Source organism: Clostridium sp. chh4-2 (genome assembly GCF_002899675.1).
Taxonomy (GTDB): Bacteria; Bacillota; Clostridia; order Lachnospirales; family Lachnospiraceae; genus CHH4-2.
This window is the reverse complement of sequence record NZ_PKUU01000005.1, coordinates 254,219-274,148: the sequence shown is the minus strand read 5'-3', so window position 1 is coordinate 274,148 and position 19,930 is coordinate 254,219. Positions and strand designations below refer to the sequence as shown.

Genomic DNA, 19,930 nt, shown 5'->3' with positions numbered 1-19,930 from the left:
CCAAACTCGCTCCGCTCAAACAGGTGGACATTTCCCTTGAACGAAAAATTCTGCGCGTTAAGAAGTTCTAATACCCTGCAAAGTCACAGGAAAGGCCATGGAAACAGACAGAGCCCGCGCAGGTATCGGAAGGCTGAACTGTTACATTTTTTGGCCTGGAAGAGCATAAAACATTTACAAATCATGCCATTTGGGGTATTCTTTTAAGTAAGGAAATTGCAAAGTTTTATGCCGCGTCAGGATGGCGGTAAAATCGCGGACATGCGGTGAGAATGGAGGAAAACATGAATTACAATGAAGAAGCGCTGAAATTGCATGAAGAAAACAAAGGAAAGATCGGTGTGGTCAGCAAGGTGCCCGTTCAGACGAGAGATGATCTGAGCACAGCATATACTCCCGGCGTTGCGGAACCATGCAGGAAGATTCATGCGGATAAAAAGGATGTATATAAATATACGGCAAAAGGCAACCTGGTAGCAGTCGTATCCGACGGAACCGCTGTTTTGGGACTTGGCAACATCGGGCCGGAGGCGGCTATGCCGGTTATGGAAGGAAAGGCGATTCTGTTTAAAACATTTGGCGATGTGGACGCATTTCCCATCTGTCTGGATACAACGGATACGGAAGAGATCATAAAGACGGTAAAATATCTGGCTCCTACATTCGGCGGAATTAATCTGGAAGATATCGCTTCTCCCAAATGTTTTGAGATCGAAGAGAGGCTGGAAAAAGAATTGGATATTCCGGTATTTCACGATGACCAGCATGGAACGGCTATCGTTGTCACAGCGGCTTTAATCAATGCATTAAAGGTTGTGGATAAGAAGATGGAAGAGATTCACGTGGTTTTAAACGGACCCGGTTCAGCGGGTACGGCGATCATCAAGATGCTGTTAGCGGCAGGTGTGAAACATATTATCGCCTGTGATGAGAACGGAATTTTATATAAAGAGCGGGAAGTGGGAATCAAGGATCATAAAAAGATGCTTTGCGATATCACCAATTTAGAGGATAAGAGAGGAACCCTGGCGGATGCTCTTGTGGGAGCGGACGTGTTTATCGGTGTTTCCGTGGCCGGAGCGTTAAAGCCGGAGATGGTGAAGAGCATGAACCAGGATCCGATTGTATTTGCCATGGCAAACCCAACTCCTGAGATCATGTATGAAGAGGCGATTGAAGCCGGGGTTAAGGTGATGGGAACAGGGCGTTCCGATTTCCCAAATCAGATCAACAACGTGCTGGCATTTCCGGGAATTTTCCGCGGAGCGCTGGATGCGGGAGCGCGGGATATCAACTATGATATGAAGGTTGCCGCAGCTTATGCAATTGCCGAACTGGTAGAACCGGAAAAATTATGCGCGGAATATATCATTCCGGCGGCATTGGACCCAAGAGTGGCTCCTCATGTGGCAATGAGAATTGCAGAAGCTGCTGTTAAATCAGGAGCGGTGAGAAAATAGGGATTGATTACTGGACTCCTTCCAGGTTAAAAGGCGGTGTGTATTCTTCTTTCGCACTGCTTTTTTCCTGCATAAAACCCTGATCCAGCCCAAGCTCCAGCGCCAGGTCCACCACCTTCTGATATTCATAGGAAGTGATCCTCCGGTTGATTTCCGGGAAATCTTTGCTGTGGTAAAAAGGGGTGTACTGGCTCATAAGGCTGATGTAATACCGGCCTTTAGGCAGGTTTTCGCTGATCCAGTGGAGGAGTGCAAAGGAATCGGCTTTGCATCCGGGCAGGACCATGTGGCGGATGATTACGCCCTTTTTCATGAGGGGCTGGCCGGATGACTGGCAGTCAAAAACAGGCTCGCCGGTTTTCTCTATCATCCGGGCGATGGCTTGGGAAGCTGTTTCAAAGTAGTCGGCTGCATTGGAGTAACGTTTGGCCAGATCATTGTTATAATATTTAAAATCGGGAAGCCAGATATCCACATAGCCGTCCAAGCGGTCGATGGTTTCTGTCCTTTCATATCCGCCGCTGTTATAGACCACCGGGATTGTGAGCCGGTGTTTTACCAGATCGAGGGCTTTCATAATGGAAGGCAGAAATTGGGTGGCGGTGACCAGGTTGATATTATGGGCGCCCTGATCCTGAAGCCGGAGGAAAAGATCGGAAAGCTGGCGGATGGAGATCTCTTTTCCGAAGCCTTCCTGGCTGATCTGATAATTCTGGCAGAAACAGCAGCCCAGTGTGCAGCCGGAGAAAAAGACGGTGCCGCTGCCATTGGCGCCGCTGATACATGGCTCTTCCCACATATGAAGAGCGGCTCTTGCTACTTTGACGGCGGAGCCGCTTTTGCAGTATCCGGTGGTCTGGGTGCGGTTTACGCGGCATTTTCGGGGGCATAACTGGCAGGATTCGTAGTTCATGTTTAAACCTCGTTTCTTACTTTTGAGTTTTATTGACAAAGAATGAAATTCTCTATAAAATGATTTTTAATGGCCTTATTTTGTATACCCAGTATACGAAAATTAGCAGAATAACGCAAGAAAAAGGGAGTATTATGGAAAATAAAAGGATAGCGGCATTAAAATATGCGTTCCCACGTACCGTCCCGGTGATGGTGGGGTATCTGTTTTTGGGGGCGGCATACGGAATCTTAATGAATGTAAATGGATATGGAATCTGGTGGGCGCTGGCGATGAGCGTCTTTGTCTATGCGGGAAGCCTGCAGTATGTGGGAATTACTCTTTTGGTGGCGGCGGTGAGCCCGTTGACGGCATTTTTGATGGCCTTGATGATCAATGCCAGGCATCTGTTTTATGGGCTTTCCATGCTGGATAAATACAGGGATGTGAAAAAGTTCAAGCCATATCTGATCTTTTCCCTGACGGATGAAACATTTTCTGTTTTGTGCAATGAACGGGTGCCGGGGACGCTGGATAAGGATTGGGTTTATCTTTGGGCTTCGCTGCTGGATCAGTGCTACTGGGTGGCCGGGACTCTGATCGGCGTGCTTTTGGGAAATCTGATCACATTTGATACCACAGGACTTGATTTTGCGCTGACAGCCTTGTTTGTGGTGATCTTTGTGGATCAGTGGAAGGCGAAAGAAGGCCATGCATCGGCGGTGATCGGCATATTGGCTTCCGTGGTCTGTCTGGTGATATGGGGGGCGTCCGCCTTTATCATTCCGGCCATGATTTTGATTCTGCTGGTTCTGACGGTAAAATATAAGAGGGAAGGGGAGAAAGAACGTGATTGATGTGACTCTTGGAATTTTGATAATTGGAGCGCTGGTGCTGGGTACGGTGATCACCAGGTTTCTTCCGTTTCTTTTGTTTCCGGCGGGAAAGAAGACTCCTAAATATGTGGAATTTCTCGGAAAAACCCTGCCTTATGCGACGATCGGGCTTTTGGTTGTCTATTGTTTAAAAGGGATTTCCTTTCAGGCTTATCCCCACGCACTGCCGGAGCTGATCGCAGTGCTTGCCATCGTGATTCTTCACCGGTGGAAAGGGAATTCTCTGCTGAGCATCGGAGCGGGAACCATTCTCTATATGATATTGGTTCAGGTTGTATTCGCTTAAAACGGCTGGGCCGGAGGGTTACATGACGTAATCCTCCGGCATTTTATGTTGTTCTTTAAATTCTTTTGGTGAGGAGCCGAATTCTTTTTTAAATGCCCGGTAAAAGCTGGTGTAATCGTTAAATCCATACTGCTGATAGACCTGTCCAAACGGAATTCCGGAAAGAATTCCGTTTTTGCTTGCCTGGAGACGTTTTTTGGTGATGTACTGATGGAGGGAAATTCCCATATTATCCTTAAAAATGTGGGAAATATGGTATTTGCTCACATAGAAAAAGGATGCCAGCTGCTCTAAGGAAAGATCTTCGTCCAAATGGTTGTTGATGTAATCACAGAGATTCAGATAGAGCACATTTTCATAGGAAGGAGAAACCTGATGCAGCAGATCATAGCTTAAACGGTTGATATAGAGCAGAAAGGAAGCGCTCATCAGCTGTGTCTTCATCTCCTTAAACGGCCGGTTTCCATTGCATTCTTCTATTAAATCCAACAGATACCCCTGAATTTCCTGCGCGGTAATAAAATCAGGCCGGAAGTGATAATGCTGGTTTTTCAGGGCATAATCATAACCATAGGCAAAATCACGGTCCGTTTGGCAAAGCTTGTCAAAATAAGCCGGGCTCATCCAGAAAACAAAACGCCGGTACGGAATATCATCGCTGTGAAAATGGGGCTGGTGGAGGATTTGGGGCGGAATCAGCATATAATCCCCGTATTGAAGGGAATAGGTGATTCCATTTACCTCATAATCCATGTTGCCTTCCAGAAAAAAATAAAATTCATAGTGGCTGTGGGAATGCGCCGAGATCCGGTTGATCTTAGCATCATTATAATAGAAGATTTCATAATTTCCGGGCATCATATATTGCCTGGTATCAAATCCGGTGGAGAGATCTTTTTTCATCAGAGTTCCTTTCTATAGGGATTGGTTGTTACTGTTTACATTCCCGGCGGTCTCTGCCGTCCGTTCCGGTTTTGGCAGTTTGCAGGAACTTTCCAGTTCCGGTTTCGGGCATAAGCACTTCTAAACGTGCAGGATTTTTCTAAAAACCAAGGGAAATGCCCAAACTCGCTACGCTCAAACAGGTGGACATTTCCCTTGAACGAAAAATTCTGCGCGTTAAGAATTGCTAATGCCCTGCAAAGTCACTGGAAAATTCCTGCAAACTGCCAAAACCGGAACGGACGGCAGAGGCCGCCGGGAATGTCAACAGTAACGATTGATTGTATTTATTATAGTGCATAACAGCAACTTTTGCAATGTGAACGGCAATTATCTCAATGGTATTTGAAGGCAGTTTTGTTATAATGAGATCAGAAACAAGAAAACGTGAAATGCTCAAAACAGAGCAGGCCGTTAACGCGGCAGAATGGAGGAAAAGATGAAATTATCATTCAGATGGTATGGCGAGGACGATAAAGTTACCTTGGAGAATATCAGACAGATTCCAGGTATGAATTCAATTGTAACAGCGGTTTACGATGTTCCTGTCGGTGAGATTTGGAGCAAAGAGAGCATCGCAAAGCTGAAAAAGCAGGTGGAAGATGCGGGACTTGCATTTGACGTAATTGAAAGTATCCCGGTACACGAAGATATTAAGTTAGGTAAACCGAGCCGTGATAAATACATCGCCAACTACTGCGAAAACATCCGCCGCGTTGCGGAAGCCGGAATCAAATGTATCTGCTACAACTTCATGCCGGTATTCGACTGGACAAGAACCCAGTTGGATCATGTGTTAGAGGATGGTTCCACATCCCTGGTTTACTATCAGGAGCAGGTGGACAAAGTGAATCCGCTTGAAAGCGAAAGCGATTTAACCCTTCCCGGATGGGATTCCAGCTATACAAGAGACGGTTTAAAGGCAGTGGTAGCGGAATACAATGCGATGACGGAAGAGGATCTCTGGAACAACCTGAAATATTTCCTGGAAGCAATTATTCCGGTTGCAGCTGAATGCGACGTTAACATGGCGATTCATGAGGATGATCCATGCTGGAGCATTTTCGGCCTTCCAAGAATCATCACATGTGAAGAGAACCTGGATAAATTCCTGAAATTAGTGGATGATCCTCACAACGGAATCACGCTCTGCACCGGTTCTTTAGGATGTTCCGCAAAGAACGATGTGGTACGGATGGCCGGAAAATATGCAGCCATGGGCAGAATCCATTTTGCACATGTGAGAAATGTGGCTGTTCTGGACAATGGTTTTGAAGAGAGAGCCCACCTTTCCAGCTGTGGTTCCTTAGATATGTTTGCCATCTTAAAAGCGCTTCATGACAATGGATTCACCGGATATGTGAGACCGGATCACGGACGTATGATCTGGGGCGAGACAGGACGGGCAGGATACGGCCTTTATGACCGTGCTTTAGGAGCAACTTATATCAACGGTTTATGGGAAGCAATTGAAAAGATGAGCTAATGACCTGGATGGAAACGGTTTAAAACTGCATAAAGCTGCAGAAGTTTTATATAAAATAAAAGGAAAGCGGGTATTTATCATGGGATTATCATTCGGAACAGATTTATCAGGTAAAGTGGCAGTTGTAACAGGCGCAGGCGGCGTTCTTTGCGGTATGTTCGCAAAAACTCTTGCAGAAGCGGGAGCAAAGGTGGCAGTTCTGGACTTAAATGAAGATGCGGCTAAAAAAGTGGCGGACGACATCGAAGCGGCAGGCGGCGTTGCCAAAGCATATAAAACAAATGTGCTGGAAAGAAACAGCCTGGAAGAAACCCATGCAAAAGTATTGGTGGATTTAGGACCTTGCGATATCTTAATCAACGGCGCAGGCGGAAATAATGCGAAAGCACAGACAACCAAGGAATATTTTGAAGTAGGCGATATCGAGGCGGATACGGTTTCTTTCTTTGACCTGGATCAGGGCGGAGTGGAATTTGTATTTAACTTAAACTTTATCGGAACCCTGCTGCCAACCCAGATCTTTGCAAAAGATATGGTGGAGAGAAAGGGATGCAATATCGTTAACATTTCCTCTATGAACGCATTTACACCACTGACTAAGATTCCTGCATACAGTGGCGCAAAGGCTGCTATCAGCAATTTTACCCAGTGGCTTGCGGTTCATTTCTCAAAGACGGATATCCGCGTGAATGCAATTGCACCTGGATTCTTTGTTACAAAGCAGAATGAGAAACTTCTGTTTAACGAAGACGGAAGCGCAACGGCAAGAACCGCTAAGATTCTGGCGGCAACTCCGATGGGAAGATTCGGGGAGGCGGAAGAATTGAACGGAACGCTGCTGTATCTGCTTAACAATCAGGCGGCCGGATTTGTTAATGGAGTTGTTATACCGGTTGACGGTGGATTTTCAGCTTATTCTGGAGTGTAGTTGGCTGATTATAGAAATGAGAAAAAGATTTATATCAAACGTGAAGGCATTTCTGGAAATGCCTTGAGGATTTAATGTAAAGGGTGAAGGCATTTTCCGAAATGCCTTCACCCTTTATGTAAATTTTAAATTCCCAAGTCCCCGCTTCTGTCAAAATACACCGTATGCAGCATTTCCTCCGCCTTTTCACTCATGGGTTTCTCATAAAATTCCTGATAAATTTTAATAATATCAGGATTTTCATGACTCAGCCTCAGTGTCATGCTGCTGTCCCGGTTATAAAGGGAAGCGATTCGCGCGAACCGGACCATATCGGTCATGGGGACTTCTGTTTTGGGTTGTCCGCCTCCTCCGATGCAGCCGCCGCGGCAGGTCATCACTTCGATGAAATCGTAGGGGCTGCTGCCATTTCTCAGCTGTTCCAGGACCGGAACTGCGTTTTTGATTTCGTGAATGACTGCTATCCTTAATGGGATGCCGTTGATTGTTACATTGGCTTCTTTTATGCCGTCTACGCCGCGTACCGGAACAAGGGTGTAATAATCTTTGGGTGGATTTTCACCTGTGATCAGGTGGTAAGCGGTTCGGGCGGCGGCTTCCATGACGCCTCCGGTATTGCCGAAGATCACGCCGGCTCCGGATGCAGTGCCCATAAGGGAATCATAGGTTCCTTCAGGAAGTCCGTTTAACTGGATATTTTCTTCTTTCATCCACTTGGCCAGTTCCCGGGTGGTGATCACATAATCCATATCGCGCATATCTTCTATGCCGTAATATTTGCCGCTGGCATTCATTTCTTCACGGCGAATCTCAAATTTTTTAGCAGTACAAGGGGTCAGGGCTACATTTACGATCTTTGTCGGATCGATTCCCATCTGTTTTGCAAAATATGTTTTAATGCTGGGGCCCTGCATGCCGATCGGGCTTTTTACTGATGAAATGTGGCTGCGAAGATCGGGATAAAAGGTTTCCACAAATTTTACCCAGGCGGGGCAGCAGCTGGTAAACTGTGGAAGAGGAGCGGATTTGCTCTGAATCCGGGATACCAGTTCGGAAGCCTCTTCCATAATGGTTAAATCGGCCGCAAAATTTGTATCCAATATGTAATCGCCGCCTAATGCGTGGAGCGCGGATACCATCTTGCCTTCTACAAAGCTGCCGTTTGGCATGCCGAATGCTTCGCCTAAACCAACTCTCACCGATGGAGAAGTGCTGAAAATGACGATGGCTTCCGGGTCCCGGATGGCGGCTTTGACCTGCTGGTATTCTTCCTTTTCAGTCAGGGAATTGACCGGGCATACATTGGTGCATTGACCACAGTGAATACAGATTGGCTCATCATTTGTTTTAAAAAGATCGTAAAGCTTTCCAACTACCACGTCTTCTTCGCAGACGCGGCGGCATTGGCCGCATTTGACACAGAGGTCCTCGTGGCGGAAAATGGAAGGGTTGGATTCGGAAACGGGAATTCGGATGTCGGAAAATAGATGCTTTGTCATTGGTGTGGTATCCTTTCTTTTAAAATATAATAATAGTAATTAATACTAATATTATAATTTAAATGAGAAATAATGTCAAGAAGTTTAGAAATGGAATGAAAGAATTTTAGAGACATAGATGAATAAGGATAGAAATTGGGACAGGCGTGGCGGTTCTTTCTTAGCTTTGGGTGCGGGGCTGTGCCGGAGGGGTAATATCCCAGTGTACCGCCATCTGGATACGAACCGTAAAAATGAACGTGACCTGCGAACACATGCGTTTTGTGTCCGACAGTCACGTTCATTTTTACGGCGAGTAGGAAGCCCGGCGGACACGGGATATTATCCCTCCGGCACAGCCCCGCACCCATAGCTAAGAAAGAACCGCCACGCCTGTGCTGTAATAACAGAATACATGGTTTTAATCCTTGGCTGTTGGTTCAAAAGGATAAAGGTCATTATAGTTTTCCAGCTCCTCGTCATTTTGCGGGAGAGAGGGGATCAGGCCGGTGCAGTCCATTGTGGAACAGGCCATAATATCGATGTCATCCATTTCGGATACTTTTTTGTCTTTCATGAAAATTTGCCTCCTTCATTTGACGACAGATTACTCACATATTGGTGCATTTCTTTTCTGGATTTGATCTGCCGGGCGCGGTCGATGATACGTTCCTGTTCGCTGGTGGACAGATTGGAAAATTTTATCATGGAGTCCGTGTTTTGTGACAGAGCCAGGGTAAATCCGATTGGCATTTCTTCGTTGTCAATCATTTGCCTCACCTTCTTTCTTTAAAGGAATATTCGCAGCTGTTCAGTGGATCTGAGGGTACTGAACAGTTAAGAATATTATTTATTATGTCCGGGAGGGAAATTTTGATAAGGCGGAAGAAGAAAAACCAGAAGACATTTTTAGCATCTTCTGGTTTTTTATATTTTATGATTAATTGGTTCAGGATTTTAAAGACGCTTCGATAAAGCCTTTAAATAAAGGATGAGGGCGGTTTGGCCTGGATTTTAATTCAGGGTGCGCCTGAGTGGCGATAAACCATGGGTGGGCAGGGATTTCTACCATCTCCACGATACGGCCGTCGGGGGAAATTCCGGAAAGCATCATGCCGTTGCCGGTCAGGACGCTGCGGTAATCGTTGTTGACTTCATAGCGGTGTCTGTGGCGCTCGTGAATGGTTTCTTCCTTATATAATGCAAATGCTTTGGAAGACTTGTCCAAAACGCAGGGATAGGAGCCTAAACGGAGGGTTCCTCCGATATCTTCGATACCATTTTGATCGGGCATCAGGTGAATCACGGGATGGGTTGTGGAGGGCATCAGTTCAACGCTGTGGGCATCCTTATAACCGATGACATTTCTGGCAAATTCTACAATGGAAAGCTGCATGCCCAGGCAGAGGCCGAGGAATGGAATACCGTTTTCGCGCGCATACTGAATGGCAAGGATCTTTCCATCGATACCGCGGTCTCCGAAGCCGCCGGGAACCAGGATTCCTTTTACATCGCCCAGGATTTCGTTCACATTATCGGAGGTCACGGTTTCGGAATCCACCCATTTGATGTTGACTTGGGTATGATTGGCTACGCCGCCGTGTTTTAGAGCTTCTACCACGGAAATGTAGGCGTCGTGAAGCTGGGTATATTTGCCTACAAGAGCAACCGTCACTTCGTGTTCCGGGTGTTTCCAGGCATCGATCATCGCGCGCCACTCGTCAAGGTCGGGCTCCGGGCAGTCCAGTTTCAGGCTTTCGCAGGCAACTTGGGCCAAATGCTCTTCTTCCATGGCTAATGGAGCTTCGTAAAGAACTTCCACATCCAGGTTTTGAAGAACGTGGTTTTTCGGAACATTGCAGAATAATGCGATTTTACCGCGGATTCCGTCATCTAAAGGCTTTTCAGAACGGCAGACCAGAATGTCGGGCCAGATTCCCATGCTCTGCAGATCTTTTACGCTGGCTTGGGTGGGTTTTGTTTTCAGTTCGCCGGAAGCTTTTAAATAGGGAATTAGGGTGACGTGAATCAGGATGGCGTTATCGTGGCCGACTTCGTGCTGGAATTGGCGGATTGCTTCCAGAAATGGCTGGCTTTCGATGTCGCCAACAGTACCGCCCACTTCGATGATGGCGATTTCTGTCTCATTAGTAGAATAGTTTCTGTGAAAACGGCTTTTGATCTCGTTGGTGATGTGTGGAATTACCTGGACGGTGCCGCCGCCGAAATCGCCGCGCCGTTCTTTTGAAAGAACCGTCCAGTATACTTTACCGGTGGTAACATTGGAGTTCTTTGTAAGGCTTTCGTCGATAAAGCGTTCATAATGGCCAAGATCCAGATCAGTTTCAGCACCATCGTCGGTTACGAAAACTTCCCCGTGCTGTACGGGGTTCATGGTTCCCGGATCGATATTGATGTATGGGTCGAATTTCTGCATGGTGACTTTGTAGCCGCGAGCTTTCAGCAGACGGCCTAATGATGATGCGGTGATGCCTTTTCCAAGACCGGATACAACGCCGCCGGTGACAAAGACATATTTTACTGGCATAATCTTAACCTCCTTCATGTGTACGTAGCAATTGATTGGTAGTTATTATGTGCATATGCAGTCCTGCATATGTACGGCAGAGATCGCTTAGGCCGTGAATAGTAACACGGCGGATATTCCGCCTCTGAAAAATAACTTTCATATTATACAACTAGGGATGGAAGAAATCCAGAACTTTTTAAAAAAGTTAAAAAAATAAAGTGGGAGCTTTTTAGACAGTAAAAAGGCCAGCGGGGTAGCTGGCCTTTTCAAGGAGAAGGTATTTCGTTTCTTATGGGGTGTAGCAAAAACTATATAATGTATTGGGGGGGTTTACGTTAATTATAATAACATACCAGTAAAAAAATGTCGATTATAAGGATATACAAAAATTTGGGAAATATTTAAGTTTTTTTATTCATTTTCTTCAATGGCGAATCTGTGGACAGAAACAGGATGAGTTCACTTTATAACAATTTTATATTTCTTTTCTTGATTTATGTTTGGAGGAACACTATAATAGAAAAGAATGGTCATATCAGGCTGTTCAGATAGGAGATTATACACATATGGAGAACAAGAACAATCAGGATAATAAAAATGGCAAAGCGCCCAAGAATGGACAGACGCTACTCATATTGGTGATTGCTGCTGTGATTACATTTTGTTCTATTACCTTGATGAAGGATTTAATGACGAAAAGCTCAACGGAAGAGCTGACATATGATCAGTTTGTCGGCATGCTTGAGAATAAAGAAGTTGAATCTGTTATCATTGACAGCTCAACGATTCAGATTACACCTAAGAAAGGCATAGAAGGTTATTCGCCGCTTATTAAATACTATACGGTCCGCATGAGTGATTATAAATTATCAGACCGTGTGCTGGAATCAGGGGCTGTGGTCAAGCAGGCCAAGCAGGACAGCAGTATGATTTTGGAGACGATTTTGAGTTTCCTGCTACCGTTTATCTGTATCGTATTCTTTATGAATTTGATGATGAAGCGTATGGGCGGCGGAGGCATTATGGGAGTTGGCAAGAGCAATGCCAAAGTCTATATGCAGAAGGAAACCGGAGTTACATTTAAAGATGTGGCGGGACAGGATGAGGCCAAGGAATCACTGGTAGAGATTGTGGATTTCCTGCACAACCCCGGGAAATATACCCACATCGGTGCAAAACTTCCAAAAGGAGCCCTGCTTGTAGGACCTCCCGGAACCGGTAAAACGCTTTTGGCAAAGGCAGTGGCAGGCGAGGCGAAAGTTCCGTTTTACTCCCTGTCCGGTTCTGATTTTGTGGAGATGTTTGTTGGTGTGGGCGCATCACGTGTCCGCGATTTATTTAAACAGGCGCAGGAATCTGCACCGTGTATCATATTTATCGATGAGGTGGATGCCATCGGTAAGAGCCGTGATTCCAAGTTCGGTGGCGGCAATGATGAGCGTGAACAGACATTGAACCAGCTGCTTTCTGAGATGGACGGTTTTGATTCATCCAAGGGACTTTTAGTGCTGGCGGCCACCAACCGCCCTGAGATCCTTGATCCGGCTCTGTTAAGACCGGGCCGTTTTGACCGCCGTATTATCGTGGATAAGCCGGATTTGAAGGGCCGTGTCAATATCCTCAAGGTTCATGCGAAGAACGTCTCTCTGGACGATACGGTTGATCTGGAGGCCATTGCACTGGCCACATCCGGCGCAGTTGGTTCCGATCTGGCGAACATGATTAATGAAGGCGCCATCCTGGCCGTTAAGAACGGAAGAAATGCCGTATCACAGAAAGATTTGTTCGAAGCGGTGGAAGTGGTTTTAGTTGGTAAAGAGAAAAAAGACCGTGTGCTCAATAATGAAGAGAGAAGAATTGTATCTTATCACGAGGTTGGACACGCGCTTGTCAGCGCTCTTCAGAAGGATTCGGAGCCGGTTCAGAAGATCACCATCGTTCCCAGAACCATGGGAGCATTGGGATACGTGATGCATGTGCCGGAAGAAGAGAAGTTCCTGAACACGAAGAAAGAGATTCATGCAATGCTGGTGGGATATCTGGCAGGGCGTGCGGCTGAGGAGATTGTTTTCGATACCGTCACAACGGGCGCGGCAAATGATATCGAGCAGGCCACCAGACTGGCACGCGCTATGGTTACCCAATACGGAATGTCCGATAAGTTCGGATTGATGGGACTGGCGACTCAGGAAAACCAGTATTTGACCGGACGTACGGTTATGGACTGCGGGGATGCCACCGCTGCTGAGGTGGATCAGGAAGTTATGAGAATCCTGAAAGAAGCCTATGATGAAGCGATGCGTCTTTTGAGCGAAAACCGAGATGTGATGGATAAGATCGCTGAATTCCTGATCGAGAAAGAGACGATTACAGGAAAAGAATTTATGGAAATATTCCATCAATGTATAAATATGCGGAACGCAGGAAACGTTGAGGCAGCAGAAGAAGAGAAGGCCGCTGATATTCCGGAAGCTGCTGTGAATGCAGAGAGGGATCAGGATTCGAAAGAAACGGCAGAGGAACCGCAGAATTTATAGAATAAAAAGGCGGAATGCCGAAAAAGTCACTTTGTTGACCGGAGGATGCCGGGAAGAAGAAAGAAGGGAAATGGGACGAGGGACAAGAGCCGGATTGGAGGAATCTTGGTATTCGTTCCATTTTCTATTTTTAATTTTTAAAGCAATCATGGCCGGTAAGTTGTAATTTATGTAAAATCAAAACAGGGAGATTACCGATGAATCAAAAAGAGAGAATGCTGGCAGGACTTCCATATAAAGCCTGGCTGGATGGTTTGGATAAAGAGAGAATGGAGAATAAACTGAGAATTTATGAATATAATGCTGTCCGTCCGGATGATATGGATCAGTTAACTGCTATGATTAAAAAGATTCTTGGAAAGACAGGGGAACAGGTTTACATTGAACCTCCATTTCGCTGTGATTACGGTTATAATATTGAGGTGGGCGAGAATTTTTATGCCAATTATAATGTGGTAATTCTGGATGTGGCGAAGGTGACCATCGGAAAGAACGTGATGTTCGCGCCGAATGTGGCTGTCTATACGGCAGGGCATCCGATTCATCATGAGCCGAGAAATATTGGCTACGAGTACGGTGTTCCGGTAACGATTGGAGACAATGTGTGGATTGGAGGCAATACGGTGATCAATCCGGGGGTAACCATAGGAAATAACGTGGTGATCGGTTCCGGCAGCGTGGTAACGAAAGATATTCCGGATAATGTGATCGCTGTGGGCAATCCCTGCAGGGTGATTCGGGCGATTACGGAAGAGGATAAAAAATATTACTATAAAGATCATTTGTTTGATGTGGACGACTACTGTCTATAATGGTAAATTTTAGGAAAAATTAGGAAAGTTTAAAAGATTTTTTAGATATTTTTTGCATATTCGTGTTATACTGGTTGTGATAAAAGATAGCAGATAGGAGATCAGATATGAATATATTGTTTTTTTTGACACCAAAAAGTGATGTTGCCTATATCTATGATCATGATACATTGAGGCAGACTCTGGAGAAGATGGAATATCATAAGTATTCTGCACTGCCGATGATTAATAAAAATGGAAGATACATAGGAACGATTACGGAAGGAGATCTGCTTTGGGGAATTAAAAACCAGTTTGACTTGAATTTGCGGGATGCGGAGATGGTGCCCATAACCGCGATTCACAGACGCTTAGACAATCAGCCGGTAAGGGCCGATTCCAATATGGAGGATTTGGTGGACAAGGCATTAAATCAGAATTTTGTGCCGGTTATTGATGACCAGAAGAATTTTATTGGAATTATAAAACGAAAAGATATAATAAAGTATTTTTATGAAAAAGCGAAGTAGGCCGGCGGCCTACTTCATTTTTTCTTTCTCTGCATTTAAAATCAGTCTGGACTCTTCTAAAGATGTGTCCATGATGTTCATCAGCACTTCCTGGCTGAGCGTTGGGGAATAGTAAAATCCCTGCTGGTAATCGCAGCCGAAGGAAGTGAGTTTTGATATCTGGTTTTCTGTTTCCACGCCTTCTGCGATGATGTTCAATTCCAGATGTTTGGCGATCTGGACTAAGCCGTCGATAATATGGGCGGACTTCGGATTGGTTTCCAGCTGCCATACGAACATGCGCTCTAATTTTAACGTATTGACAGGCATATCCAGGATGTTGGAGATTCCTGAGTAACCGCTTCCAAAATCATTGAGGATCAGTTCAACGCCCATCTCGGAAAGCTGCTGCATCATGATATTAATATTGAGGAAAGCTGTTGTCAGTGCGCTTTCCTGGATTTCCAGAGCCAGTTTTCCTTTTGGAATCTGGTATTTATCCATAATGCGTGTAACTTCGTCTAAAAAGTCTTCCTGAAGGAATAAAACGGAAGAAATTGGAAGGGCGATGGACTCAAATTCTTTTCCGGACTTGATTAAATCGGCAATGCATGCGCCCACATGATCAAGAGCAAAGTATTCTACTGTGCGGATCTGGCCGGAATCCTCGGCGATTGGAAGAAATTCAGCAGCTCCGATCAGACCCAGTCCCTTAATGAAAATGCGCATATAGTATTCGGCGCGGGTAAAACGCTGCCGTCCGATATGATAGGTGGGACGGTAACGGACCTCGATCTCGTTATTCTCCAATGCGGTGGAAAGGTACATGGCAATGGTCTGTTTGCGGATATATTTGTTATGTAAGGAGGTATCGAAAACGGCCGACTGGTTTGGTCCGTGTTCGGAAGCCTGTGCGATTGCAAGATCCAGATACTTTAATAATTCAGAAGCGCTGGCCGGATGTCCCGGATAAGAGCACAGACCAATCTGAACGGAGCACAGACAATCGGTGTTGTCGATCTTCCAAACGGAATCAAACCGTTCCAGCACCTCGTCGGCAAGCTGGGAGGCCTGTCCCTGTGTAAAACGGTCCAATATAATAATAAATTCCACACCAATATAGCGGTATACAACAGATCCTGTCGTTTCTTCCAAGTAGCTGATGATCTGAGTCAACAGCTCTTCGCAATAATTATAGCCGAATACATCATTCAGACGTTTGAAATTCTCAATATACAATTTCAAAACGACGCCTTTTGCGCTGCTGTCGGGAACAAATAGTTTTTCAAGCTGTTTATAACATAAATTACGGCTGTTGTCGGCTGGTTCAGCAGGAACAGATAATGGTGAAGCCGGTTCAACAGACGCTTTCATTTTCTCATTATTGTCTTGCTTTTTCCGGAATAAGCTCATAGTAATAATCCTCCTAAGATTCACTGGTTATGACATTAATTGTAATACAAATCCGGGATAAAAACAAGGATAATCAGTTTTATGAGTTTCCGAACTTGAAAAAAGTTAATCCGTTAAATAGCAGGGCGCGGAATTTGTACCGCGCCCCTGAAAGATAATTATTAGCAGCCGGAGTTGCATCCTGAGTTGCAGCCGGTATTGCAGCTGCCGGAGCAGGTGTCGGCGATTATACCGCTGTCAATCGGCATAGGCATGTTGGTGCGGGCACCGTCTGCGAAGCCGTTCTGATAACCGTTCTGGAAACCTTCACGGTAACCGGCGCGGAAAGCACGGCGGGTTGCAGAGTTGTTGCCGCATCCGCATCCGTTCCAATTGCTGCCGCAGGAACCACAACCGCTGTTGCATCCGCATCCACTGTTGCATCCGCATCCGCTGTTGCATCCGCAGCCATTGCTGATTCCACATCCATTGCTGCCGCATCCTGCATTTGAACCACATCCGCAAGAACCGCATCCACAACTATTGTTACCACATCTATTACAAGAATTCCAACATCTATTACACATAATTTAAATCTCCTTTAATTATTTAGGTTTGTACTATATCATATGAGAAAGTGGATAAAGTGTTCCTGATTTAAAAGAGAATGTCCGGAACGGTAAATAGGACGGCTGAACGGTTAATCTGCAGATGGGGATTGCGGGATGGAAGCAGCGTAATTTAGATAGAGAAGAGATAACCATAGGATAAAGTTCCATATTATAGAAGAAAGAAAATTTTAAGTTGGTTTTGCACAAGACCGTTGGGATTACATAGATTATAAGTATAAGTCTTTATTATGAAAGGAGCAATCTGTATATGGATTGTAATTATACGAATCAGAGACGTTCACAATTAGGATGCCCTCAGTTTACTGCCGGCACATCGCAAAATTGTGGATGTAATGCGGGAACACCTCCCCTCAGGCCTCCTGTTATTCAGCCGCGCCCGGCTATGGAACCGTCCCGCATTGATATGACCGGTAACATGAACCGGAATGCAAGTATTTCACCAAATCTCACTCCGAATGCTGTTTTAAGCGGCAGTACTAATGTAGGTATTTCCGCTCCGGGCACTGCTCCAGCTATGAATTGCGGCAAGGTGTCCCCTGTAATGAACCAGTCTTCTTTCTGCCCTGATACTTCAGTAGGAGGAATGGAAAATTATCCAATTGGCATGTCATATGTTCCATGGCAGCAGTGGAAACAGACATATGCATTAGACCGCGGATTCCAGCGGGGAACCATTTTCCCGGAACTGGATCTTCCGTTTGTGATGGGGAGGTGCCGTTAATGAATTATGACTGCAGCCAGCTTTTGCAGATGATTAATGAGTCCAGCTTTGCTTTAGATGATGTGACCCTTTATCTGGATACCCATCCATGTGATAAGGAAGCCTTAAATTACTATCAGGATGTGAAGAAAATGCGAGCAGAGGCAATGAATGCATATCAGGCTCAGTGCGGCCCTATGATGAAAGATCAGGTCAATCCAGGAAATTACTGGAATTGGGTTGATGACAAATGGCCTTGGGAAGGGGGAAGCAGATAGTATGTGGTCTTATGAAAAGCGATTACAGTATCCTGTAAATATCAGCACACAGAATCCTAAGATGGCACAGTTTATAATGAGTCAATATGGCGGCCCGGACGGAGAATCAGCTGCAGCGATGCGCTACCTTTCCCAAAGATACGCGATGCCGTATAAGGAATGTAAAGCCGTGCTCACAGACATCGGAACGGAAGAGTCCGGTGTCAGAGGGGAGCTGTAAAAATCTAAATCCGAACATGGATCTTCAGTTCAAAACGGTCGTTATGCTCTCCGGTTCGCCCTCCCCGTTCCGTTTTCGTATACTCTACCCGTTCCACAAGCAGTTTGAGGAGCGTATTTTTAAATACAGGATCTTTTGAACGGCGGTAAGAATCCAGCATGTGTTCGAAAAAGGGAACAAATGCCTCCTTCTGTTCTATATGTTCTCTGATTTTAGACAGTTCGTCAATAATACATCTCAGTTTTTCTTCTTTTTCCTCTAATTCTGATTTGACTGCCTGACTTCTTTCTTGGAAGGTATCCAGATCATAAATATCATTTTCAAAACAGGTATGCACTTTGGAAAGCTGACGGCCCAATGAAGCGATGTAAGTCTCCAGTTCCTGTTTGATGCGCTGCCTGGAATCGAATGCGGTCTGCCAGTCTTCGGGGGCGTTAGGGTCAATTTTTATTTTATAATTTTCCAGCCATTGATCCAGTATGATTAAAAGGCGCTCTTCTACCAAATCGTAATAGGAGCCGACCGTGGGGCAGTGATAGGTGCGGCATTGCAGGGTATCCGCTTTATTGCGCGTTCCGGCCGGCCGGCGGCGCATAATTTTACCACAGATGCTGCAGCGGATAAGCCCTGCTAAAGGGCTTTGAACGGCAGGAAACGAGGAGCTTTTTTTCGTGTGATTTAATTTATGGCAGACGCGGTTATAGACGTCAGGGGGGATTTGACCTTCCCAGCGGGCGGGGACGAGGAGGCAGTCGTCGTTGACCGGACGTGAGACTTTCAGAGTGCCGTTTTCCATAACCTTTTTCTGCTTGCGGTATCCAATCCGCACGAATCCGATATTGGCCGGATTTTTAGCGATTCTTGTGATGGAACCGGCGTCCCAGATGTCTCCTTTGGGCGGTTTTATTCCCATGCTGTCTAAAGTGTGAGCGGTCATGGAGGCGCCTGCCGGTATGTAACCGGTTTCTGCGGTTCCGGTATCCATCAAAGTGTAAATGAGTTTTAAAATCCACCCGGTATCAGGACTTGGTTCCAGAATATATCCCTTTTCATGTTCAAGTTTTTTCCGAACCCATCCGTAAGGAGGAATATTGCCGATATATTTTCCCTGCATGGCAGAAGTGGTGCGGCCGTTTTGCATTCTTCGTTTGATGGTTCTGTATTCCATGCGGCTGCGCATTAAACCAAAATCCAGCCATTCTTCATCATTTTCTTTTTGAAGATCATAGATTTTCATAGGCGTTATAATCAAGGTGCCGGCATATTTAAAGGTGTCGGTTACACGTCCCTGGTCCTGAGGATTGCCGCGGCTTAAACGTTCCACCTCCACGGCCAGGACACCGTCAGGGCGTATGTGCTCAATATCCGACAGCATGCGCTGCATTTCCGGCCGGTCTGTGATGGTTTCTCCGGAAACGACTTCTTTATACCAGGCTGCGATTGTTATATGGTAACGGCCGGCCAGATCTTTAATGATATATTCATGGCGGGCCAGCGTATCTTCCGCTCCGTACAGTTCTGCATCCCGATCCTCCCGGGATTTGCGTAAGTAGGCAAAATAGGTGCCGTTTGGGTCAAGCATTGTATCATCTCCTTATTGATTGTATGTGGAAATGAGGAGAAAAAATACAGCGCCTGCCCATTCTTTTTAAGAAATACAGCAAGTCGTACAACCAGCTTCACATACATTTAACGGGAGGTGAATATCATGATCGTTATGGAAATGAAGATCGGAAATAGTGTTCTGAAAATTGACGATGATGCCGGACCTGATTGTGAGGATGAACGAAAACAAAGAATGGATGATGTTGTGAAACTGATTACACAGAATTATATTCATAAAGAAAGGAAGAACGGGGATCAATTTGGCTTTCATGAGGATCATTTTAATAGCAGGGGGTAAATTTTAGGGAAATCAGGAAGCAGCTGCATGGGCAGGTATTTGCAGCTACAGTTTATTTCGGGCCGCATTT

General features: G+C 45.6%; 20 protein-coding genes and 1 pseudogene. 12 read left to right on the top strand and 9 right to left on the bottom strand.

The features are described from left to right. The first annotated feature begins 284 nt into the window (after window positions 1-284). Window positions 285-1,460, top strand: a complete 1,176-nt coding sequence (locus tag C0033_RS07615; protein WP_103227268.1) for a malic enzyme-like NAD(P)-binding protein — start codon at window positions 285-287, stop codon at window positions 1,458-1,460. A 7-nt stretch (window positions 1,461-1,467) separates the two neighbouring features. On the opposite strand, the gene C0033_RS07610 is transcribed toward C0033_RS07615, so the two are convergent. Then, window positions 1,468-2,373, bottom strand: a complete 906-nt coding sequence (locus tag C0033_RS07610; RefSeq protein WP_103227267.1) for a radical SAM protein — start codon at window positions 2,371-2,373, stop codon at window positions 1,468-1,470. A gap of 134 nt (window positions 2,374-2,507) precedes the next feature. Between C0033_RS07610 and C0033_RS07605 the strand changes: the two genes are divergently transcribed. Next, on the top strand, window positions 2,508-3,209 hold the full coding sequence (locus C0033_RS07605; protein WP_103227266.1) for an AzlC family ABC transporter permease: 702 nt from the start codon (window positions 2,508-2,510) through the stop codon (window positions 3,207-3,209). Continuing rightward, window positions 3,202-3,534, top strand: coding sequence for an AzlD domain-containing protein (locus tag C0033_RS07600; protein ID WP_103227265.1), 333 nt, complete (start codon window positions 3,202-3,204; stop codon window positions 3,532-3,534). The genes C0033_RS07605 and C0033_RS07600 overlap by 8 nt, the downstream gene beginning before the upstream one ends. 18 nt (window positions 3,535-3,552) lie before the next feature. Here C0033_RS07600 and C0033_RS07595 read toward each other — a convergent pair whose 3' ends face one another. Continuing rightward, window positions 3,553-4,437 (bottom strand): helix-turn-helix domain-containing protein, encoded by an 885-nt coding sequence (locus C0033_RS07595; RefSeq protein WP_103227264.1) that lies wholly within the window; start codon window positions 4,435-4,437, stop codon window positions 3,553-3,555. A gap of 478 nt (window positions 4,438-4,915) precedes the next feature. Between C0033_RS07595 and uxuA the strand changes: the two genes are divergently transcribed. Then, window positions 4,916-5,962: a mannonate dehydratase gene (uxuA, locus tag C0033_RS07590; protein WP_103227263.1), complete on the top strand. Its 1,047-nt coding sequence runs from the start codon at window positions 4,916-4,918 to the stop codon at window positions 5,960-5,962. A gap of 79 nt (window positions 5,963-6,041) precedes the next feature. Continuing rightward, the gene (locus C0033_RS07585) at window positions 6,042-6,890 is read left to right on the top strand and encodes an SDR family oxidoreductase (protein ID WP_103227262.1); all 849 of its coding nucleotides are present in this window, start codon (window positions 6,042-6,044) and stop codon (window positions 6,888-6,890) included. Between the two features lie 125 nt (window positions 6,891-7,015). Here the strand turns inward: C0033_RS07585 and C0033_RS07580 are convergent, their stop codons facing one another. From C0033_RS07580 to C0033_RS07570, 4 genes are all read right to left on the bottom strand, one after another. Next, the gene (locus tag C0033_RS07580) at window positions 7,016-8,389 is read right to left on the bottom strand and encodes a [FeFe] hydrogenase, group A (protein WP_103227261.1); all 1,374 of its coding nucleotides are present in this window, start codon (window positions 8,387-8,389) and stop codon (window positions 7,016-7,018) included. 400 nt (window positions 8,390-8,789) lie between these two features. Beyond that, window positions 8,790-8,945 (bottom strand): hypothetical protein, encoded by a 156-nt coding sequence (locus C0033_RS26930; RefSeq protein ID WP_180994616.1) that lies wholly within the window; start codon window positions 8,943-8,945, stop codon window positions 8,790-8,792. Continuing rightward, complete coding sequence (locus tag C0033_RS07575; RefSeq protein ID WP_103227260.1) at window positions 8,942-9,139, bottom strand: hypothetical protein; 198 nt, start codon at window positions 9,137-9,139, stop codon at window positions 8,942-8,944. Before C0033_RS07575 ends, C0033_RS26930 begins: the two co-directional genes overlap by 4 nt. A 178-nt stretch (window positions 9,140-9,317) precedes the next feature. After that, on the bottom strand, window positions 9,318-10,916 hold the full coding sequence (locus C0033_RS07570) for a CTP synthase (RefSeq protein ID WP_103227259.1): 1,599 nt from the start codon (window positions 10,914-10,916) through the stop codon (window positions 9,318-9,320). Window positions 10,917-11,464: 548 nt separating this feature from the next. On the opposite strand from C0033_RS07570, the gene ftsH reads away from it, so the two are divergent. From ftsH to C0033_RS07555, 3 genes are all read left to right on the top strand, one after another. After that, window positions 11,465-13,435, top strand: a complete 1,971-nt coding sequence (gene ftsH / locus C0033_RS07565; protein ID WP_103227258.1) for an ATP-dependent zinc metalloprotease FtsH — start codon at window positions 11,465-11,467, stop codon at window positions 13,433-13,435. 197 nt (window positions 13,436-13,632) lie between these two features. Next, on the top strand, window positions 13,633-14,247 hold the full coding sequence (locus C0033_RS07560) for a sugar O-acetyltransferase (protein WP_103227257.1): 615 nt from the start codon (window positions 13,633-13,635) through the stop codon (window positions 14,245-14,247). A 107-nt stretch (window positions 14,248-14,354) separates the two neighbouring features. Next, the gene (locus tag C0033_RS07555; protein ID WP_103227256.1) at window positions 14,355-14,756 is read left to right on the top strand and encodes a CBS domain-containing protein; all 402 of its coding nucleotides are present in this window, start codon (window positions 14,355-14,357) and stop codon (window positions 14,754-14,756) included. Window positions 14,757-14,765: 9 nt separating this feature from the next. Here the strand turns inward: C0033_RS07555 and C0033_RS07550 are convergent, their stop codons facing one another. Together C0033_RS07550 and C0033_RS26925 are read right to left on the bottom strand one after the other, a co-directional pair. Next, window positions 14,766-16,148: a GGDEF domain-containing phosphodiesterase gene (locus C0033_RS07550; RefSeq protein WP_103227255.1), complete on the bottom strand. Its 1,383-nt coding sequence runs from the start codon at window positions 16,146-16,148 to the stop codon at window positions 14,766-14,768. A gap of 226 nt (window positions 16,149-16,374) precedes the next feature. Next, window positions 16,375-16,680, bottom strand: a complete 306-nt coding sequence (locus C0033_RS26925; protein ID WP_180994615.1) for a hypothetical protein — start codon at window positions 16,678-16,680, stop codon at window positions 16,375-16,377. A gap of 326 nt (window positions 16,681-17,006) precedes the next feature. On the opposite strand from C0033_RS26925, the gene C0033_RS27415 reads away from it, so the two are divergent. From C0033_RS27415 to C0033_RS07530, 3 genes and pseudogenes are all read left to right on the top strand, one after another. Then, complete coding sequence (locus tag C0033_RS27415; RefSeq protein ID WP_103227254.1) at window positions 17,007-17,480, top strand: spore coat associated protein CotJA; 474 nt, start codon at window positions 17,007-17,009, stop codon at window positions 17,478-17,480. Then, window positions 17,480-17,737, top strand: coding sequence for a spore coat protein CotJB (locus C0033_RS07535; RefSeq protein WP_103227253.1), 258 nt, complete (start codon window positions 17,480-17,482; stop codon window positions 17,735-17,737). The genes C0033_RS27415 and C0033_RS07535 overlap by 1 nt, the downstream gene beginning before the upstream one ends. Window position 17,738: 1 nt before the next feature. Further along, a pseudogene (locus C0033_RS07530) lies at window positions 17,739-17,933 on the top strand (manganese catalase family protein); the annotation flags it as partial. A 28-nt stretch (window positions 17,934-17,961) separates the two neighbouring features. On the opposite strand, the gene C0033_RS07525 reads toward C0033_RS07530, so the two are convergent. Further along, window positions 17,962-19,539 (bottom strand): recombinase family protein, encoded by a 1,578-nt coding sequence (locus C0033_RS07525; RefSeq protein ID WP_103227252.1) that lies wholly within the window; start codon window positions 19,537-19,539, stop codon window positions 17,962-17,964. Window positions 19,540-19,665: 126 nt separating this feature from the next. On the opposite strand from C0033_RS07525, the gene C0033_RS07520 reads away from it, so the two are divergent. Beyond that, window positions 19,666-19,860, top strand: coding sequence for a hypothetical protein (locus C0033_RS07520; protein WP_103227251.1), 195 nt, complete (start codon window positions 19,666-19,668; stop codon window positions 19,858-19,860). The last annotated feature ends 70 nt before the right edge of the window (window positions 19,861-19,930 follow it).

What these genes read in the sequence shown, in the direction of transcription:
- C0033_RS07615 (WP_103227268.1), top strand. Translation starts at nt 285, where the DNA reads ATGAATTACAATGAAGAAGCGCTGAAATTGCATGAAGAAAACAAAGGA.
- C0033_RS07610 (WP_103227267.1), bottom strand. Translation starts at nt 2,373, where the DNA reads ATGAACTACGAATCCTGCCAGTTATGCCCCCGAAAATGCCGCGTAAAC.
- C0033_RS07605 (WP_103227266.1), top strand. Translation starts at nt 2,508, where the DNA reads ATGGAAAATAAAAGGATAGCGGCATTAAAATATGCGTTCCCACGTACC.
- C0033_RS07595 (WP_103227264.1), bottom strand. Translation starts at nt 4,437, where the DNA reads ATGAAAAAAGATCTCTCCACCGGATTTGATACCAGGCAATATATGATG.
- uxuA (WP_103227263.1), top strand. Translation starts at nt 4,916, where the DNA reads ATGAAATTATCATTCAGATGGTATGGCGAGGACGATAAAGTTACCTTG.
- C0033_RS07585 (WP_103227262.1), top strand. Translation starts at nt 6,042, where the DNA reads ATGGGATTATCATTCGGAACAGATTTATCAGGTAAAGTGGCAGTTGTA.
- C0033_RS07580 (WP_103227261.1), bottom strand. Translation starts at nt 8,389, where the DNA reads ATGACAAAGCATCTATTTTCCGACATCCGAATTCCCGTTTCCGAATCC.
- C0033_RS26930 (WP_180994616.1), bottom strand. Translation starts at nt 8,945, where the DNA reads ATGAAAGACAAAAAAGTATCCGAAATGGATGACATCGATATTATGGCC.
- C0033_RS07575 (WP_103227260.1), bottom strand. Translation starts at nt 9,139, where the DNA reads ATGATTGACAACGAAGAAATGCCAATCGGATTTACCCTGGCTCTGTCA.
- C0033_RS07570 (WP_103227259.1), bottom strand. Translation starts at nt 10,916, where the DNA reads ATGCCAGTAAAATATGTCTTTGTCACCGGCGGCGTTGTATCCGGTCTT.
- ftsH (WP_103227258.1), top strand. Translation starts at nt 11,465, where the DNA reads ATGGAGAACAAGAACAATCAGGATAATAAAAATGGCAAAGCGCCCAAG.
- C0033_RS07560 (WP_103227257.1), top strand. Translation starts at nt 13,633, where the DNA reads ATGAATCAAAAAGAGAGAATGCTGGCAGGACTTCCATATAAAGCCTGG.
- C0033_RS07555 (WP_103227256.1), top strand. Translation starts at nt 14,355, where the DNA reads ATGAATATATTGTTTTTTTTGACACCAAAAAGTGATGTTGCCTATATC.
- C0033_RS07550 (WP_103227255.1), bottom strand. Translation starts at nt 16,148, where the DNA reads ATGAGCTTATTCCGGAAAAAGCAAGACAATAATGAGAAAATGAAAGCG.
- C0033_RS27415 (WP_103227254.1), top strand. Translation starts at nt 17,007, where the DNA reads ATGGATTGTAATTATACGAATCAGAGACGTTCACAATTAGGATGCCCT.
- C0033_RS07535 (WP_103227253.1), top strand. Translation starts at nt 17,480, where the DNA reads ATGAATTATGACTGCAGCCAGCTTTTGCAGATGATTAATGAGTCCAGC.
- C0033_RS07525 (WP_103227252.1), bottom strand. Translation starts at nt 19,539, where the DNA reads ATGCTTGACCCAAACGGCACCTATTTTGCCTACTTACGCAAATCCCGG.
- C0033_RS07520 (WP_103227251.1), top strand. Translation starts at nt 19,666, where the DNA reads ATGATCGTTATGGAAATGAAGATCGGAAATAGTGTTCTGAAAATTGAC.